At 46.0% G+C, this 17760-nt stretch carries 15 protein-coding genes and 1 riboswitch; of the genes, 7 read left to right on the top strand and 8 right to left on the bottom strand.

Annotation, left to right across the window (positions count from 1 at the left end; genetic code table 11):
* Positions 1–20 precede the first annotated feature (20 nt).
* From AB4329_RS00855 to glyQ, 4 genes are all read right to left on the bottom strand, one after another.
* Positions 21–1271: a valine--pyruvate transaminase gene (locus AB4329_RS00855; protein ID WP_372128774.1), complete on the bottom strand. Its 1251-nt coding sequence runs from the start codon at positions 1269–1271 to the stop codon at positions 21–23.
* Positions 1272–1525: 254 nt separating this feature from the next.
* The gene (locus tag AB4329_RS00850) at positions 1526–3613 is read right to left on the bottom strand and encodes an alpha-amylase (RefSeq protein ID WP_372137573.1); all 2088 of its coding nucleotides are present in this window, start codon (positions 3611–3613) and stop codon (positions 1526–1528) included.
* Between the two features lie 202 nt (positions 3614–3815).
* Positions 3816–5882, bottom strand: a complete 2067-nt coding sequence (gene glyS / locus AB4329_RS00845) for a glycine--tRNA ligase subunit beta (RefSeq protein ID WP_372137572.1) — start codon at positions 5880–5882, stop codon at positions 3816–3818.
* Between the two features lie 2 nt (positions 5883–5884).
* Positions 5885–6802 (bottom strand): glycine--tRNA ligase subunit alpha, encoded by a 918-nt coding sequence (gene glyQ / locus AB4329_RS00840; RefSeq protein ID WP_017058815.1) that lies wholly within the window; start codon positions 6800–6802, stop codon positions 5885–5887.
* 210 nt (positions 6803–7012) lie between these two features.
* Positions 7013–7129: riboswitch (yybP-ykoY riboswitch) on the top strand.
* A gap of 93 nt (positions 7130–7222) precedes the next feature.
* Here glyQ and AB4329_RS00835 point away from each other — a divergent pair.
* The gene (locus AB4329_RS00835; protein ID WP_017058817.1) at positions 7223–7777 is read left to right on the top strand and encodes a TMEM165/GDT1 family protein; all 555 of its coding nucleotides are present in this window, start codon (positions 7223–7225) and stop codon (positions 7775–7777) included.
* Positions 7778–7928: 151 nt separating this feature from the next.
* Positions 7929–8183 carry a hypothetical protein gene (locus AB4329_RS00830; protein ID WP_017058818.1) on the top strand — a complete coding sequence of 85 codons (255 nt, stop codon included), beginning with the start codon at positions 7929–7931 and terminating at the stop codon, positions 8181–8183.
* A gap of 83 nt (positions 8184–8266) precedes the next feature.
* Here AB4329_RS00830 and tusA read toward each other — a convergent pair whose 3' ends face one another.
* The gene (tusA, locus tag AB4329_RS00825) at positions 8267–8518 is read right to left on the bottom strand and encodes a sulfurtransferase TusA (RefSeq protein WP_004736675.1); all 252 of its coding nucleotides are present in this window, start codon (positions 8516–8518) and stop codon (positions 8267–8269) included.
* A gap of 149 nt (positions 8519–8667) precedes the next feature.
* Between tusA and AB4329_RS00820 the strand changes: the two genes are divergently transcribed.
* Both AB4329_RS00820 and AB4329_RS00815 read left to right on the top strand, forming a co-directional pair.
* A complete protein-coding gene (locus AB4329_RS00820) occupies positions 8668–8865 on the top strand; it encodes a hypothetical protein (RefSeq protein ID WP_372137571.1) in 198 nt (65 codons plus the stop codon).
* A gap of 156 nt (positions 8866–9021) precedes the next feature.
* A complete protein-coding gene (locus AB4329_RS00815; RefSeq protein ID WP_017058819.1) occupies positions 9022–9963 on the top strand; it encodes a LysR family transcriptional regulator in 942 nt (313 codons plus the stop codon).
* Positions 9964–10098: 135 nt separating this feature from the next.
* On the opposite strand, the gene AB4329_RS00810 is transcribed toward AB4329_RS00815, so the two are convergent.
* The 3 genes from AB4329_RS00810 to fadB all read right to left on the bottom strand — a co-directional run bounded on the left by AB4329_RS00810 (position 10099) and on the right by fadB (position 14684).
* Positions 10099–11079 carry an MDR family oxidoreductase gene (locus AB4329_RS00810; protein WP_060983442.1) on the bottom strand — a complete coding sequence of 327 codons (981 nt, stop codon included), beginning with the start codon at positions 11077–11079 and terminating at the stop codon, positions 10099–10101.
* Positions 11080–11322: 243 nt separating this feature from the next.
* Entirely contained in the window at positions 11323–12486 is a 1164-nt protein-coding gene (gene fadA, locus AB4329_RS00805) for an acetyl-CoA C-acyltransferase FadA (protein WP_017058821.1), read from the bottom strand.
* A 26-nt stretch (positions 12487–12512) separates the two neighbouring features.
* Positions 12513–14684, bottom strand: a complete 2172-nt coding sequence (fadB, locus tag AB4329_RS00800; protein ID WP_102393470.1) for a fatty acid oxidation complex subunit alpha FadB — start codon at positions 14682–14684, stop codon at positions 12513–12515.
* Positions 14685–14911: 227 nt separating this feature from the next.
* Here fadB and AB4329_RS00795 point away from each other — a divergent pair, with 227 nt between their 5' ends.
* Genes AB4329_RS00795 through hemG form a run of 3 tightly spaced genes read left to right on the top strand, consistent with a single transcriptional unit; the run spans position 14912 to position 17565 of the window.
* Positions 14912–15535: a YigZ family protein gene (locus AB4329_RS00795; protein WP_017058823.1), complete on the top strand. Its 624-nt coding sequence runs from the start codon at positions 14912–14914 to the stop codon at positions 15533–15535.
* Between the two features lie 34 nt (positions 15536–15569).
* Complete coding sequence (locus AB4329_RS00790) at positions 15570–17027, top strand: TrkH family potassium uptake protein (protein ID WP_008223210.1); 1458 nt, start codon at positions 15570–15572, stop codon at positions 17025–17027.
* A gap of 10 nt (positions 17028–17037) precedes the next feature.
* The gene (gene hemG / locus AB4329_RS00785; RefSeq protein WP_017058824.1) at positions 17038–17565 is read left to right on the top strand and encodes a menaquinone-dependent protoporphyrinogen IX dehydrogenase; all 528 of its coding nucleotides are present in this window, start codon (positions 17038–17040) and stop codon (positions 17563–17565) included.
* The last annotated feature ends 195 nt before the right edge of the window (positions 17566–17760 follow it).

Genomic DNA, 17760 nt, shown 5'->3' with positions numbered 1-17760 from the left:
CAGTAAGCTAAAAGCTCTTATTACTGCTCTGAGTAAGCCTTTTTCACTTCATCAGCAATGATCGCAATACCCTTCTGCATTGCTTCATCATCTTGTACGTAGTTCATACGTAGGCACTGATGAGCATGATCCCACTCGTCTTCTTGGCCGATAAAGAAGTATTCACCCGGAACAATCAATACGCCGCGAGCTTTAAGGCGGTCGTACAGTTCCATTGTGGTGATTGGTAGCTCATCAAACCATAACCATAAGAAGATAGCGCCTTCAGGTTTATGGATACGGAAGCGTGGGTCATCGATAGCGTCTTGTAGTAGTTCTACTGCACGTAAAGATTTCTCTTTATAGAAAGGCTTAATCACTTCACTGCTCAAGCGCAGCAGGTCACCGTTCTCAATCATGTGGTTGGCGATAGCGGGCCCAACACTGCTTGGTGCTAAGCTGATGATGCCATTCATGTTGGTTAGTGCTTGGGTTACTTCTTCACTCGCAATCACGATACCGCAACGCACACCCGGCAAACCAAGCTTAGATAAACTCATGCACAGAATCGTATTTTCATTCCAGAACGGTTCGACATCTTCAAAGATGATGTTTGGAAACGGCAGGCCGTAAGCATTGTCGATCAGTAGCGGGATGTTGTTTTCACGCGCGAGCTTGTCCAGTTTACGTACTTCATCGTCGGTCAGTACGTTGCCTGTTGGATTGGTTGGACGAGATGCACAGATAGCCGCGACTGAGTCATCAACCTTTAGTTGTTCAAAATCGACGTGGTATTTGAACTGGCGGTTTTCTAGCAGCTCGATCTCTGGGTGGTAAGAGATAAAGATATCGTCATCAATACCCGCGTCGCCATAGCCGATGTATTCCGGTGCGATAGGCAGTAGGATTTTCTTATGTGAGCCGTCAGGCTGTTGACCTGCTAAAAGGTTGAACAGGTAAAAGAAGCCACTTTGACTGCCGTTAGTCAGGCTGATGTTCTTTTCGCTGATGTCCCAACCATAGGTCTCTTTCAGCATTGCCGCTAACGACTTGATGAAGCTGTCTTTGCCCTGCGGACCATCGTAGTTGGCGAGGGCGGCGATGAGTTCTCCACTGGCGAGCATGTCGGCACTGGCTTGGTTAAAGTAATCGAGCATGGCAGGGATAGCGGCTGGGTTGCCACCACCGAGCATGATAGCGCCAGGAGTGCGCAGGCCATCATTCAAATCATCCATTAAACGAGTGATTCCAGAGTATCGATTAAACTTTTCACCAAACTTAGAGAACTGCATTACTTATTTTACCTAATTCATTGTGATTGCTTGTTATGTGTCAGTAAGGCAGACCTTATGCCTGCCATCAGTGTATTCCTTGAACATACCGCAATGTTTTTGCGACGCATAGCGCCAAATGCTCTAACACGAAAAAAACTTCTATAAAGTTTGGCTAATGAGTGACAGCTTGCTTATTGAACGCGCTTTTGGTGATCAAAAAAGGGAAGCCGAAGCTTCCCTTTTAATTTATGTCGTTTGATAACCGTGCGTGTTTACTTCGAACCTGTATACACAACCAACACCTTGTCATCTTGGTATTGGCGTTCGAAGGCGTAATAACCCTTGCTGTTACGGATGATGTGCTTACCTTGCGCGACAGCTGGGTGGCGTTGGCGGAATTGGCCAAGCGCTTGCCAATGTTCTAGCAACTCTGCACGTTCGCCGGAGATTTGATCCCAAGGCATGTCTGAACGGGTGCCTTGCATTGGATCGGAACCTGTTGGGCCAAAGTCACGGGCTATTTCATCACCGTAATAGATCTGTACCGCGCCCGGAGCAAGCATTAATGCATTCGCGGCTTTGGTCTGCTTGGCAAAGTCGCTGCCGTGCTGTGTCCAGAATAGTGAGGTGTCGTGAGACGAGAGATAACTCAACACATTGAACTCGCTGTCACTGTTGATCTTGTCTGCGTAGCGAAGGTAATCAGCATCAAGATCGGATAGACACTTCAGCGCCTTAGGGGCGATGTCGCTCTGGAATTCAAAGTTGATGATCGAATCAAAGCCGTTAGCAAAGTAATCTGATTTGACTACGCTGTGTGCCCACACTTCGCCAGTCATCCAGAAAGGTAAATCATCTAAGGCTTTGTCTGGGTTGCTCTGTTTCCACTCAGCTAGTGCTTGGTTAGTGCTCTCTTTAAGCTCTGCCCAGGCGTCCAGTTCAACGTGCTTGGCAGTATCGACCCTAAATCCATCAACACCATATTCGCGCACCCAGTCAGACAACCAAGTGATCAGATGTTCACGAGGTGTTTTGAGTTCATCGGTCGCGCTGGTGGACTTATTGCGATAGAAATTAGGCAGCCCGATTGTCTCTGTCGACTCTGTTTTGAAATCGGGCAGATGCGCCAAAGACATGGTGAGGTTATTGTAGCCCGGAGAGTCATAGGCGCCGATATCGCTGCGTAGCCAAGCTTTGCCCCACCACTTTTCCCACGCTTCTTTGTCGCTGTAAGAGATGTAGTTGTTGAAGTAGTGCCAGTTCTGACCTTTGGCAGGTTGCCAATCTGTCCAGTTTTCGCCAAGTGTTTGTTTGGCTTCTTCGTCAGTTAGGTTGAGCTTACCAAAATCAAACTCTTGCATGTCGGCAAGCGTCGCATAGCCGGTGTGGTTCATTACCACATCCCAAACAACGCGAATGCCTTTGCTGTGCGCGGTATCGATGAAGGTTTTCAGCTCGTCTTCGGTGCCCATGTTGTCATCGAGCTTAGTCCAATCTTGATGGTAGTAGCCGTGGTAGCCGTAGTGTTTGAAGTCACCTCGATCACCGCCGCCAACCCAGCCGTGGATTTGCTCTAACGGAGATGTTATCCAGATAGCATTAGCCCCGAGTGATTCTATGTAATCGAGCTTTTCAGTTAATCCGGCCAAGTCACCACCGTGGAAGGTGCCGATTTCGTCTTGTCCATCTTGGCTGCGACCGTAACTGTTGTCGTTATCAGGATTACCATTGTGGAAACGGTCAGTCATTACGAAGTAAACCGTGGCGTTATCCCAACTAAAGTCTGCCTTGGTTTCTGGTTCTACTTTCTCAAGCAGCAGAACACCTTGGCTGTTTTCTGCAGGCTGCATGGTGACGCTGCCATTCGTTACTGTGACTTGTTTGCCTGAAAGAGCGTCTCTTACCACGGTGCCATCATCAAAGGTTTGAGTAACATCGATGGTGGTTGGTTGGTCACTGGGTACAGGGCAGGCAAAGCTTTGAACTTGTTGTTGCTTCGGCTTTATCTGAACCGTGAGTTCATTGGTCTGTGGGTTGAGCGTGAATTGATAAGTGTTAGCGCGAAAGACTTTTATGGCGATCTCAGATTTCTCGGCGCAGTCGTTTAGGCGAAGGGGTTTATTGAATTTGATGCGATTCTCTTCGGCCAGCGCATAGTTGGTGCCACAGGTATTTTGAGTATCGCTGATAGAGAAGGTATAGCTACCTTTCGCGAGTTCCTGTTCTGCAATCACGGTGCCTTTACCGGATGATTCGAATACGACAGTGTCGTTATCAATCGTCAGTAATAGGTTGTTGTCACTGGTTTGGCTGCATGCGCTGAGTGCGAGTATTGAAAGCGCGAGTACTGTTTTTTTCATTGTTCCCTTCCCCTGAATAAACAGGTCAGTTATAGCAAACAATGCCCTCTACAGTCTGAGTGCTGTTTCATTCAGTTAATCAATAAGACCTCTACAAACAAATGCTTGGTTCACAAAAACAAAAAGGGAAGCTTTCGCTTCCCTTTGGGTGTTTACCGTTAATTACTCAGAGTATGACTTAGAGTAATTGTCTCACTTGTGCTTATTTTTGCAGTAGAGAGATGTCAGCAATCTGTAGGAACAGGTTACGTAGGTTGTTCAGTAGCGTTAGACGGTTCTTCTTAAGCGCTTCGTCATCAGCCATCACCATTACGTTATCGAAGAATGCATCAACTGGTTCACGTAGATCAGCAAGCTTGCTTAGGGCTTCTTGGTAGTTACCTGTTGCGAATGCTGGCTCTAGTGCTTCTGTCATTACGGCAACGTTTTCAGCCAGTGCTTTCTCTGCATCTTCTTGAAGAAGGGCTAGATCGATATCAGCTGCTAGCTCGCCATCGAATTTCGCAAGGATATTACCTACACGCTTGTTCGCTGCTGCTAGTGCTTCTGCTGCTTCCAGTTCACGGAAGTGAGAAACCGCTTTAACACGTTGGTCAAAGTCAGCAGGCTTAGTTGGACGACGTGCTAGTACCGCTTGGATGATATCAACGCTGAAACCAGCATCTTGGTACCATGCGCGGAAACGACCTAGCATGAAGTCGATAACGTCAGCTTCTACGTTTTTGTTAGTCAGCTTGTCGCCTAGTAGCTCTTTCGCTTTGCCGATCAGATCGGTTAGGTCTAGGTTGTAGCCGTTTTCAACGATGATACGTAGCACACCTAGAGACGCACGACGAAGTGCAAATGGGTCAGAACCTTTTGGTGCTTGGCCAATACCGAAGATACCTACGATAGTGTCTAGCTTGTCTGCCATTGCTACTGCTGAAGAGATACCCGTGCTTGGTAGATCGTCACCCGCGAAACGAGGCATGTATTGCTCGTAAAGTGCCAGTGCAACTTGCTCGTCTTCACCGTCGTGAGTCGCGTAGTGCATGCCCATCACACCTTGAGTATCCGTAAATTCGAATACCATAGAGGTCATTAGGTCACACTTAGCCAGTAGGCCAGCACGTTTAGACTTTTCAACGTCAGCATCGATTTGCTCAGCAATGTAGCCTGCAAGCTCTGTGATGCGGTCTGTTTTGTCTTTGATAGTACCCAATTGCTTCTGGAAGATAGCCTGGTCTAGTTCAGCAAGACGGTCGATAAGCGGGCGCTTACGGTCTGTGTTGAAGAAGAATTCAGCATCAGCAAGACGTGGGCGTACCACTTTCTCGTTACCTTCGATAACGTGACGAGGCTCTTTAGACTCGATGTTCGATACGAAGATGAAGTTCGGTAGTAGCTTCTTGTTGTCATCGTAAACAGGGAAGTACTTTTGGTCACCCTTCATGGTGTAAACCAAAGCTTCAGAAGGGACTTTTAGGAACTCTTCTTCAAACTTCGCTGTCAGTACTACTGGCCATTCAACCAGAGACGTTACTTCTTCAACAAGGTCATCTTCTAGGTCAGCTGTACCGCCAACCGCAGCCGCCGCTTTTTGCGAATCAGCAAGGATGATCGCTTTACGCGCTTCGTAATCTGCCATTACTTTACCGCGCTCTTCTAAGATCGCAGGGTATTGGTCAGCAGAGTCGATTGTGAACTCTTGTTCGCCCATGAAACGGTGGCCACGGATAGTACGAGCAGATGCTACGCCTAGGATTTCGCCTTCAACAAGCTCATCACCTAGTAGTACTGTCAGTGTTTTTACTGGACGGATAAATTGAATGTCTGAGTTACCCCAGCGCATTGCTTTAGGAATTGGTAGGCCAGCCAGTGCTTTCGCAGCAATGTCCATCACCAATTCTTGAACTGGTTTGCCAGCTACTTCTTGTTTGAAAAGAAGCCACTCGCCTTTGTCTGTTTTCAGACGGTCAGCTTGCTCAACAGTAATACCGTTACCACGAGCCCAACCTTGTGCCGCTTTGGTCGCGTTGCCTTCAGCATCGAATGCCACAGAAACAGCAGGGCCACGTTTCTCAACCACTTTGTCTGCTTGGCCTTCAGCCAGTGCAGTTACTTTAAGTGCTAGACGACGAGGTGCTGCGTACCACTTGATGCCTTCGTGAGAAAGCTCAGCCGTTTTAAGACCTGCTTCAAAGTTAGAAGCAAACGCTTCTGCTAGAGAACGAAGTGCTGTTGGTGGAAGCTCTTCCGTACCCAGTTCAATTAGAAAATTCTTCGCCATGATTATTTACCTTCCTTCTTACACATTGGGAAGCCAAGCGCTTCACGTGACGCGTAGTACGCTTCAGCAACTGATTTAGTCAGGTTGCGGATACGAAGGATGTAACGTTGACGCTCTGTTACAGAGATAGCTTTGCGCGCATCAAGGATGTTGAATGCGTGACCTGCTTTTAGAATGCGCTCGTAAGCTGGAAGCGGCAGTGGCTTCTCAAGCTCAAGTAGCTCTTTACACTCTTTCTCGCACTGGTCGAAGAAAGTGAATAGGAAATCTACGTCTGCGTGCTCGAAGTTGTACGTCGATTGCTCAACTTCGTTTTGGTGGAAGATGTCACCGTAAGTCACGTTAGAACCGTCTGGTGCTACGTTCCATACTAGGTCGTAAACAGAATCTACTTCCTGGATGTACATTGCTAGACGCTCGATACCGTAAGTGATCTCGCCAGTTACTGGCTTACACTCAAGGCCGCCAACCTGTTGGAAGTAAGTAAACTGAGTTACTTCCATGCCGTTTAGCCATACTTCCCAACCAAGGCCCCATGCGCCTAGTGTTGGGTTTTCCCAGTTATCCTCAACGAAGCGAATGTCGTGAACAAGTGGGTCAACACCAAGAACCTCTAGGGAGCCTAGGTACAACTCTTGGATATTGTCTGGCGATGGTTTTAGCGCTACTTGGAATTGGTAGTAGTGCTGCAGACGGTTCGGGTTTTCACCGTAACGGCCATCGGTCGGACGACGAGAAGGTTGAACGTAAGCTGTAGACATTGGCTCTGGGCCAAGTGCTCGTAGACATGTCATTGGGTGAGAGGTGCCTGCACCTACTTCCATATCTAGAGGTTGAACAATGGTACAACCGTTTTGAGCCCAGTAATCCTGCAGCGCGAGGATCATTCCCTGGAAGGTTTTGATATCGTATTTTTGCATAGTCAGGTTCGCGCGATTCTTTTAAATGAATGAGAAAAATAACCTCTGAGTATACCGAGATATTCGTAAAGCGAGTAGGGGTAATCTTGTTTAATTAGTGGTCTAAAATGTCGTTTAGTGGATTTTTGTGCCTTTAATGTTTGTTTTTCGGCACAAGTGGATATTTTGATAACTTTGACACTTGTGTTTGAAAGCATGGGCTATTAAAATCTCGCGGTCTTTGGGGAGTAGCTTACTTATTCATATCCTATTGAATGAGTTCGTTCGTCAACATAATTGATGCAAAATCATCATGGCGTTCGAGGCAACCACCACCTTGGTGGTGCTTAGCAAGACCATAGACAAGCATCGTGAACCGGGATGGGGCGCGAGGTTTGTCTTTGGTTAAATATAATAATCCCCATCCCAAATGAGCATGTCGTGAGCGTTTTAGCAATTTCAATTACAACTGTCGCCTTAGCCGAGATCGGTGATAAGACTCAGTTGCTATCTCTTTTATTAGCCAGTCGATATCGCAAGCCGATACCTATCATCGCAGCTATCTTCTTTGCCACCATTGCCAATCATGCCCTTGCAGCATGGCTCGGGGTCGTGGTTGCTGATTATCTTTCACCTGAAGTATTAAAGTGGGTGCTGGTGGTCAGTTTCATTGCGATGGCTGGCTGGATTTTGATTCCCGATAAGTTAGATGACGATGAACAGATCTCAAACCGAGGACCGTTTGTCGCCAGTTTTATCGCTTTCTTTATTGCTGAGATCGGCGATAAAACCCAAATTGCGACCTCTATCCTAGGGGCTCAATATGCGGATGCATTAGCGTGGGTGATTCTGGGTACAACCATTGGTATGTTGCTGGCAAATGTGCCTGTGGTGATCATCGGTAAGCTGTCTGCTGATAAGATGCCTCTTGATCTGATTCGTAAGATCACAGCCTTGCTATTCGTGGGTTTAGCTATCGCTGCTGCTTTCTATTAACAGGTGGTATTGAGTCTTATTATACTCAATCAGTAGAGTAATGTGTTGTAGGTCATACTCTTACAGTATTGTGGGGTTTATCGAGCGAATGGACATATAACTGTCATACTTGTCATGATATTTTAATCTTGTGAGTTAAGAACACGAGGGCATGATTATGTTGACGCGTTATATGGGTATTACTCCACAAAGCCAAAGTTATCTATTTACTTTTGGTCTTGCACTTACACTGTTAGGCATGGTGTTGACGGACATGTGGCTGCCAATGGTCGCGGGTGCCATCATCATGACTGCACTTGCGGTAGAGGCTTGGATTCGGGTCGCGCATATTATTCCGATGCGCAAAGATATCCGAGAAATTCAGCATCAGCTGGAGCATCTGCAAAACAAATCTAGAAGCGAATAAACAAAAAGCCGCTCGTACTCTGAGTTCTGTTTAAGAACATAAGGTACGAGCGGCTTTTTTGATACTTGATAGTCGGTGGGGCGTTACGCCTCCAATCCCTTTCTGATCAAATACTGGTAAGGCAACGTTTCTGTTGCTTGGCCTACCAACTGGTGATCCATGAATCGACAAAAGCTCGGAATATCTCGAGTTGTCGAAGGATCGTCAGCTTTTACCAGTAACACATCGCCATCCTGCATGTTTCTAATTGTCTTCCTGACCATCATTACTGGTTCCGGGCAACGCAGGCCTTCAGCTTCTAAAGTATGGGTTGCCAGTTCAGGTTTGAATGTCATGGTTTGTATCTCTATATCTATCTAACGAGTGAATAATACGTCTGCAGAAAAAATATGCAATAAGTGCTTGGCAAACAGAATCATTTCCTATAACTTAGTTAACAAGTTGATAACAACTTGAGGCAAAGGCAACTAGCTAAGGAGTGGCGATGTTGACAGGATTAGATAGATTAACAATTTATTCGGTTCTCTGTTTTATTTCTTTTTGTGCGTTAGTACTACGCTCATCGACAGAGACCTCACTGATGCCTATTTTTGGCATAGTAGCAACGATTATTGGTATTTGGGTAGAGATGCGCCGTTGGCAAGGCATAGCCGAAGAGCAAGAGCAAGAGCAAGAGCACTAACCCGAATACAGCAAGCGAATTCCGATACGACAACATTCCGACACTATCCCCAAATTTTCTTGGGCTTCCCCGCGTAATTGCGGGATTTTTTTTATCTAAAGCATGCTATAAACAACTTAGTGACTAATGGCAATCGTATACAGCTAGGTAAGTGGCGTGGAATTAGAAGACATCTATCGTAGAGACCTTAATTTATTGGTCGCTTTAAAGGTATTGATTGAAGAGGGCAGCGTAAGCCAGGCCGCGCTTCGTCTTAACTTAAGCCAATCCGCAACCAGTCGAGTATTAGGGCGTTTAAGAGAATTACTAAACGATCCGTTGTTTACACGTCAAGGTCAGCACCTTATTCCTACCAAGAAAGCACTCGAGATCAGTCAGCGTATTGATCAGCCTTTGGAGTCTTTTCGCCAATTGCTGAGTCCGAGTGACTTTGACCCTTACTATTGCAGCGAACGTTTTCTGATCGCTACCACCGATTATGCGATGCAAACCATCTTGCCTTATGCGTTGCCTAAGATTTATGAACAAGCACCCAATATCTCTTTGGAGTTTGCTCCGTTGCAGCATGAGCATTTGTTTAAACAGCTCAGCACCGAACGCGTTGATATGGCGATCTGTCGTCCGAGTGGCAGCATTGCACCACTTCATCAAGAAGTCTTGGGGCCGGTTGGTGTGTCGTGTCTGTTATCTAAAAACCATCCATTAGCCGATCAACCTTTAAGCCTTGCAGACTATGTTTCACTCCCACATGCGATGATTGCGATCAGTGATGGTGTTAAGGCTTTATTAGACAACGCGTTAGCCAATCAACAGCCTCGTAAAATGGTGTTGCGTGCTTATCACCTTGAAGCTGCATTGGCGATTGTTGATAGAATGCCGTTGGTGATTACTGTGCCTGCTGATTTGGCTTATTTGGTAGCAGAGCGTTATGACTTGGTTGTTAAGCCATTACCATTTGAATTTATGCCGTTTGATTACTCACTGATCTGGCACTCGCGTTGCGATTCTTCTGCTTCACAACAATGGTTAAGAAGAGTGGTAAAAGAAGAGTGTGGTGAGTTGATTCAAAAACGGATTGCGGATGTAGGTTTGGGTTAACCGGAGCTGAGTCTGTGTTCACTTGACCCGAATGACAAAAACGCAAAAGGGCTGATAAAAATCAGCCCTTTGTTGTTTTGGGTTATCCAAGTCTAAAGCCGTTGCTTAAGGTTTGATAACTTTATGTTTGAGAATCTATAGTTTAATGACTACGCGACCAGTGATTTGACCGTTAGTGATGTCTTCTGCTGCTTGAATTGCACCGTCTAAAGACACTTCTTTGGTTGCTTGAGCATAGAAAGATTCTGGTAGTAGCTCCGCCAGTTGTTCCCACGCTTTAATACGTTTTTCACGAGGGCACATTACAGAATCAACACCTTGTAGGCGAACGTTACGCAGAATGAATGGCATTACCGTAGTGGGTAAGTCAAAACCACCTGCTAGACCACACATAGCAACCGCACCGTTGTAATCAATTTGCGCCAATACTTTCGCAAGCACTTTGCTGCCTACCGTATCGATAGCGCCAGCCCACAGTTGTTTTTCTAGTGGCTTAGCTGGTTCTTCTAGTTCAGCACGCTCTACAATGCGTGTAGCGCCTAGTGATTTAAGTAGTTCACCGTTTGCAGAAGCACGACCAGTCACAGCTGCCACTTTGTAGCCCAGTTGGTTTAGTAGAGTGATAGATACGCTACCTACGCCGCCACTTGCACCTGTTACTAGGATTTCACCGTCTTCTGGTTTGATGCCTGCATCTACGATAGCTTGCACACAAAGCATTGCTGTGAAGCCTGCTGTACCGATTGCCATGACTTTCTTAGCGTCTAGACCTGCTGGCATTGGCACTAACCAATCACCGTTTAGGCTCGCTTTTTCGGCCATGCCGCCCCAGTGACCTTCACCAACACCCCAACCCGTTAGAACAACTTCGTCGCCTGCTTTGTAGCGTGGGTCATCAGATTGTGAAACCACACCTGAAAGGTCGATACCAGGAACCATAGGGAAGTTACGAACAATGCGCCCTTTACCTGTAATCGCCAAACCATCTTTGTAGTTCAAAGAAGAGTAGCTAACATCGATCTTCACGTTACCTTCTGGTAATTGAGACTCTTCAATTTGAGAAACTGACGCGATAGTTTTTTTGTCTTCTTGGTTTAGTACAAGTGCTTTAAACATGATCTGCTCCGTGGAGGAATATTAGGAAACTGAAGTAACTTTAGTTGAATCATCTGAGAAAAAATAATGAAACATCAACATTGAATATATGCGTTTTGTGCATAGATGTCAGGGTTGGTTTTTTCTCTCGTTGAGTTCGCTGAACGCAACCGATGCATTGTTGGATGCCAAGTAATAAAAAGTGCAGCTATATAAATATAGCTGCACAAAAGATTACCCTTCAAGTATTACAGTCAGTAAACGCTATGGGCGTTCAAATACCGTTGCAATACCTTGGCCTAAACCAATACACATAGTCGCCAAGCCGTATTTCACGTCTTGTGCTTCCATCAGGTTGATTAGCGTCGTCGAGATACGAGAGCCAGAACAGCCTAGTGGGTGACCAAGAGCAATCGCACCGCCATTAAGGTTTACTTTCTCGTCAACAACATCCAGTAGACCTAAGTCTTTAGCACAAGGTAGAGATTGAGCAGCAAACGCTTCGTTTAGCTCAATCACACCCATGTCTTCAATGGTTAGGCCTGCACGTTTAAGTGCTTTTTGGGTTGCTGGTACTGGGCCGTAACCCATGATTGAAGGATCGCAGCCAGCGATAGCCATAGACTTCACGCGAGCGCGAATCTTAAGGCCAAGTGCGTTAGCTTTCTCTTCGCTCATGATAAGCATTGCAGAAGCGCCATCAGACAGAGCTGATGAAGTACCTGCTGTTACTGTACCGTTTGCTGGGTCAAACACCGGTCGAAGCTGAGATAAGCCTTCAACTGTTGTCTCTGGGCGAATGACTTCGTCGTAATCCAGAGTGAACAGAGAACCGTCTGCAGCGTGAGCTTCGGTTGGCAGGATTTCATTTTTGAAACGACCTTCAACCGTCGCTGCTTGAGCGCGAGCATGTGAGCGTGCTGCGAATGCATCTTGGTCTTCACGGCTAATACCGTGCATTTTACCTAGCATCTCAGCGGTTAGACCCATCATGCCGGCCGCTTTTGCTACGTGTTTTGACATGCCAGGGTGAAAATCAACACCGTGGTTCATTGGTACGTGGCCCATGTGTTCGACACCACCGATCAGACAGATTTCAGCATCACCAACCATGATAGAGCGAGTTGCATCATGCAAAGCTTGCATAGATGAACCACATAAACGGTTGACTGTTACAGCACCAATCTCAATCGGTAGACCAGCAAGCAAGGCAGCGTTACGTGCAACGTTGAAGCCTTGCTCTAGTGTTTGTTGTACACAACCCCAGTAAATATCTTCAATTTCGACAGGGTTTACTTCTGGGTTGCGCTCTAAAATGCCTTTCATCAAATGTGCAGACAGATCTTCAGCACGAGTGTGACGGAAAGCTCCACCTTTGGAACGTCCCATTGGGGTGCGAAGGCAATCAACAACAACTACATTTTTCATTTTGCTATTCCTTTTCCAAATGTGGGTTACAGAGAACTGGCTTGTTGGCTGTCGTAAAAGCTTTCGCCCTTCGCTGCCATATCAAGCAATAGCTGAGGAACTTGGTACATTGCACCTAAGTCTTGGTAGCCTTTCGCCATTTCAACGAAGTTACCAATGCCCACACTGTCTAAGTAGCGGAATACGCCGCCTCTAAATGGAGGGAAGCCTAAACCGTAAACCAGTGCCATATCCGCTTCTTGCGGTGTCGCGATAATGCCTTCTTCTAGACAAAGCACCACTTCGTTGATCATTGGAATCATCACGCGCTGGATAATTGTTTGGTCATCAAAATCTTGTGGTGCTTGACATACGTCAGCCAAGATAGGAAGAATGTCTTCAGAGAAGGTCTTCTTCGGACGACCACGCTTGTCTACGCTGTATGTGTAGAAACCGCTACCGTTTTTCTGACCGTATTTTTCAGCAACGTAAAGTGCATCAATCGCATCACGACCTTCTTTGCCCATACGCTCTGGGAAACCTTGCGCCATCACAGCTTGTGCGTGGTGTGCAGTGTCTAGGCCTACAACGTCTAGTAAGTAAGCCGGGCCCATTGGCCAACCGAACTTGCGCTCCATCACTTTATCGATCTTAGTGAAATCAGCACCGTCGCGTAGCAACATGCTGAAACCGCCAAAGTAAGGGAAAAGTACACGGTTAACGAAGAAGCCTGGGCAGTCGTTTACAACGATTGGGGATTTACCCATCTTCGCTGCGTAAGCAACCACGCGATTGATGGTCTCTTCTGAAGTTTGTTCACCACGGATGATCTCAACCAAAGGCATGCGATGCACAGGGTTAAAGAAGTGCATGCCACAGAAGTTTTCTGGGCGCTTCAGTGATTTCGCTAACAGGTTGATCGGAATTGTAGAGGTGTTTGATGTTAGAACCGTGTCTTCACCAACCAAACCTTCCACTTCGCTCAGTACTGCTGCTTTTACTTTCGGGTTTTCTACTACTGCTTCAACAATCACATCCGACTGTTCTACACCCGCGTAATGCAGGCTTGGAGTAATAGAAGACAGAATGCCTGCCATCTTGAATCCATCTAGGCGACCGCGTGATAAGCGTTTATTCAACAGCTTAGAAGCTTCGTTCATACCAAGATCAAGCGATGCTTGTGCGATGTCTTTCATCATCACTGGCACGCCCTTCAATGCTGACTGGTAAGCAATACCGCCGCCCATGATGCCAGCACCAAGTACCGCAGCACGTTCAGTCGCTTTATTTGCAGATTTACCAGCCTGTTTTGCTAAGCCTTTAATGTATTGGTCATTTAAGAACAGGCCAACCAGAGCTTTCGCTTCTTCAGATTTTGCTAGCTTAACGAAGTGTTTACGTTCGATGTCGAGTGCTGCATCGCGATCGCTGCGTGCTGCTTCTTCAATCGCAATCACAGAAGTAATCGGAGCTGGGTAGTGAGGCCCTGCTTTTTGAGCAACTAAGCCCTTCGCCATGGTAAAGCTCATCATCGCTTCGAGTTTGCTTAGTGAAAGCGCTGATGTTTTTTGTTTACGGCGTAGCTGCCAGTCTAATTTTTCATTGGCAGCCAGAGAAACGGTATTGATTGCCGATTCTAGTAACTGGTCTGTTTCAACAATCGCATCTAACAAGCCAACTTTAAGCGCTTCATCTGCACGGCATGCTTTGCCTTGCGTGATAATTTCCATTGCGCTGTCAGCACCGATAACACGAGGTAGGCGCACACAACCACCAAAACCAGGCATGATGCCAAGCTTGGTTTCAGGTAGGCCAATGCTGGTGGTCTTGTCACCGATACGGAAATCAGTAGCGAGTACACATTCACAGCCGCCGCCAAGGGCATGGCCACGCATCATTGAAAGAGTTGGGACAGGGAGGTCTTCGAGCTTGCTGAAGATTGAATTAGCGAATCTTAACCATTCATCAAGTTCTGCTTCTGGCTTAGCAAATAGGCCAAGAAATTCAGTGATGTCTGCGCCTACAATGAACGCGTCTTTGTTTGAAGTTAAGATTAAACCACGTAATCCTGCGTGAGCATTAAGAGCATCTAACGCTTTGTCTAGTGATTCTAAAGTAGCAAGGTCGAGTTTGTTTACAGAGGCTGGTGCACAGAAGCTTAATTCCGCAATACCATCTTGTAATTCCTTTACCTGTAGGGTGTTAGCTTGGTAAATCATTGTCTATCTCCATGACATACAATCCACGATTGTTTGAGAGAATCTTGTTATCTTTCTATTATTGTAGAATACCTGGTAAGACCAGTTATCTTAGTCTGTACCTCTGCTTGATTAATTTCAATACATTTTTTAAACAATTGTTTAACATTGTGCGATGGCACAGATCCTCTAACCCTTATTATTCACGCGTGATACACTTCGTCGCTCTTATTAACTAAGTTAACGATATGAATGAACAGCCTTATTTAATACCTTCTGCGTCGGCTCTGTTTGAAGAAGAGATAAAAAAGAGCGTCTTTATTACGCATCTTGCTCATACTCCAAGTGTTGAAGCTGCAAAACAGTTCGTAGAACAGGTGAAAAAAGAGCATTCTTCAGCACGACATAACTGTTGGGGTTTTGTTGCTGGTCGACCTGAAGACTCAATGCTTTGGGGTTTCAGTGATGATGGTGAACCCTCGGGTACAGCGGGTAAGCCTATCTTGGCGCAACTATCGGGCTCTGGTGTCGGTGAATTAACGGCTGTTGTGACGCGCTACTCTGGCGGAATTAAGCTTGGAACCGGCGGTTTGGTTAAGGCTTACGGCGGTGGCGTACAACAAGCTCTCAAGCTGCTTCAAACTATCGAGAAAAAAATAACCACAAAATTACGGCTAGAGTTAGACTATGGCTTTGTGCCGATCGCACAATCCATCATGGCTCAGCATCAGGCTGTTGAGGTCCAAGCGGATTATGGTGTTCAAGTTGAGCTTATTATTGAAATAGAGCTCCTTCAGGTAGATTCGTTTACCCAAACCATGATCAATAAAAGCGGTGCTAAGGCACTGGTAACGAAAGTCAAAGACAACTAGGAAGTGTGAAGCATTTCGCTTCGTTCAATAGCTCATGCAATTTCGCTCAATTATTCGAATCGTCGGATTATTATTAGCACTTTTTAGTGTATCAATGCTTGCTCCTGCGCTCGTCGCACTGATCTATCGAGATGGTGCGGGTGTGCCATTTGTGACGACCTTCTTCGTTCTCTTATTCTGTGGAGCAACTTGCTGGTTTCCAAACCGACGTTATAAGCATGAATTGAAAGCGCGTGATGGCTTTTTGATTGTTGTTCTGTTTTGGACGGTAATCGGTAGTGCGGGTGCGCTGCCGTTTTTGATCGCCGATAACCCCAATGTGTCGGTAACCGATGCTTTCTTCGAATCCTTCTCTGCATTAACTACGACAGGTGCGACCGTAATTGTCGGCCTCGATGATCTGCCTAAGGCGATTCTTTTTTATCGTCAGTTCCTACAATGGTTTGGTGGTATGGGTATCATCGTATTAGCGGTAGCTATCCTCCCTGTTCTGGGTATCGGTGGTATGCAGTTATATCGTGCTGAAATCCCGGGTCCAGTAAAAGATAGCAAGATGACTCCGCGTATTGCTGAAACGGCAAAAGCGCTTTGGTACATCTACCTGAGCTTAACCATTGCTTGTGCAGTGGCGTTTTGGCTTGCTGGGATGAGCTTCTTTGATGCCATCAGTCATAGCTTCTCTACTATTGCGATTGGTGGCTTCTCGACTCACGATGCGAGCATGGGGTATTTCAATAGCCCTGCGATCAACATGATTACAGTTGTGTTCCTTCTTATATCCGCATGTAACTATTCGCTTCACTTTGCTGCATTTGCTTCAGGTGGTGTGCATCCTAAGTATTATTGGAAAGATCCTGAGTTCCGCGCCTTTATCTTTATTCAGGCAGTACTGTTCTTGGTTTGTTTCTTATTACTGCTCAATCATCACTCTTATGATTCGTACTACGATGCTTTCGACCAAGCCTTGTTCCAAACCGTGTCTATCTCTACGACCGCGGGTTTTACAACGACGGGTTTCTCAGAGTGGCCATTGTTCTTACCCGTACTGCTTTTGTTCTCTTCTTTTATAGGGGGATGTGCAGGTTCTACGGGTGGTGGTATGAAAGTGATTCGAATCTTACTACTTACTCTGCAAGGTGCTCGTGAAATGAAGCGTCTTGTTCACCCACGGGCTGTCTATACCATCAAGGTTGGCGGTTCTGCACTACCACAACGTGTTGTAGATGCGGTCTGGGGCTTCTTCTCTGCATACGCATTAGTGTTTGTGGTTTGTATGCTGGCTCTTATTGCAACTGGTATGGACGAGTTGAGTGCTTTCTCTGCGGTAGCGGCGACATTAAATAACCTTGGCCCGGGCCTTGGTGAAGTCGCGGTGCACTTTGGCGATGTGAACGACAAAGCAAAATGGGTACTTATCGTATCTATGCTGTTTGGCCGATTAGAAATCTTCACCTTATTAATCTTATTGACCCCTACGTTTTGGCGTAGCTAAGGACAACATTGTGGCAAAAGTTCTATTTTTGTATTCAAGCCGTGAAGGGCAGACCAAGAAAATCTTGAACTATATAAAAGAAGAAATGAGTGAGTTCGAATGTGAGCTTCAAGATCTGCACACTATTGGCAAGGTGGATTTTGCTCAGTACGACAGAGTGTTGATTGGCGCATCGATTCGTTATGGCCACCTTAATAAGAAGCTATATCAATTTATTGATGCCAACCTTACTCAGTTGCAATCAAGCAAGGTTGCGTTCTTCTGTGTTAACTTAACGGCGCGTAAAGAAGACCAAGGCAAAGATACACCAGAAGGCAGTGCGTATATTAAGAAGTTCCTTACCAAGTCTCCATGGCAGCCGACTTTAATCGGTGTATTTGCAGGTGCCCTCTATTACCCACGTTATAACTGGTTCGATAGAACCATGATCCGCTTTATTATGAATATGACAGGTGGTGAAACGGATACAACGAAGGAAGTTGAGTACACAAACTGGGAAAAAGTCTCTTTGTTCACTGAAAAACTGAAGAATATGTAAGATAAAAGCCTACTTTTGAGGCGTTTTGAGTTCTTTTTAATCGAACGAATAAAAAAACGAAAAAAACTTAAAAAAGGGCTTGCCAGTGTGATCGAAATCTCTATAATGCCACCTCGCTGACACGGGATGGCTTCTTAGGAAACCAGAACGAATCAGCAAGCCAAATTAGCCAAGCCAAGCGCTTGAAAAAAGTTT

Source organism: Vibrio sp. 10N.261.54.A5, from assembly GCF_041471145.1.
Taxonomy (GTDB): Bacteria; Pseudomonadota; Gammaproteobacteria; order Enterobacterales; family Vibrionaceae; genus Vibrio; species Vibrio crassostreae_C.
Note: the sequence above shows the minus strand (reverse complement) of the source record. Positions and strands in the feature narration are given on the sequence as shown.

Excerpts from the sequence above, each read along its gene's own strand:
- fadB (WP_102393470.1), bottom strand. The coding sequence starts at position 14,684 with ATGATTTACCAAGCTAACACCCTACAGGTAAAGGAATTACAAGATGGT.
- AB4329_RS00850 (WP_372137573.1), bottom strand. The coding sequence starts at position 3,613 with ATGAAAAAAACAGTACTCGCGCTTTCAATACTCGCACTCAGCGCATGC.
- AB4329_RS00855 (WP_372128774.1), bottom strand. The coding sequence starts at position 1,271 with ATGCAGTTCTCTAAGTTTGGTGAAAAGTTTAATCGATACTCTGGAATC.
- glyS (WP_372137572.1), bottom strand. The coding sequence starts at position 5,882 with ATGGCGAAGAATTTTCTAATTGAACTGGGTACGGAAGAGCTTCCACCA.
- glyQ (WP_017058815.1), bottom strand. The coding sequence starts at position 6,802 with ATGCAAAAATACGATATCAAAACCTTCCAGGGAATGATCCTCGCGCTG.
- AB4329_RS00810 (WP_060983442.1), bottom strand. The coding sequence starts at position 11,079 with ATGTTTAAAGCACTTGTACTAAACCAAGAAGACAAAAAAACTATCGCG.
- tusA (WP_004736675.1), bottom strand. The coding sequence starts at position 8,518 with ATGACATTCAAACCTGAACTGGCAACCCATACTTTAGAAGCTGAAGGC.
- AB4329_RS00795 (WP_017058823.1), top strand. The coding sequence starts at position 14,912 with ATGAATGAACAGCCTTATTTAATACCTTCTGCGTCGGCTCTGTTTGAA.
- AB4329_RS00830 (WP_017058818.1), top strand. The coding sequence starts at position 7,929 with ATGATTATGTTGACGCGTTATATGGGTATTACTCCACAAAGCCAAAGT.
- fadA (WP_017058821.1), bottom strand. The coding sequence starts at position 12,486 with ATGAAAAATGTAGTTGTTGTTGATTGCCTTCGCACCCCAATGGGACGT.
- AB4329_RS00790 (WP_008223210.1), top strand. The coding sequence starts at position 15,570 with ATGCAATTTCGCTCAATTATTCGAATCGTCGGATTATTATTAGCACTT.
- AB4329_RS00820 (WP_372137571.1), top strand. The coding sequence starts at position 8,668 with ATGTTGACAGGATTAGATAGATTAACAATTTATTCGGTTCTCTGTTTT.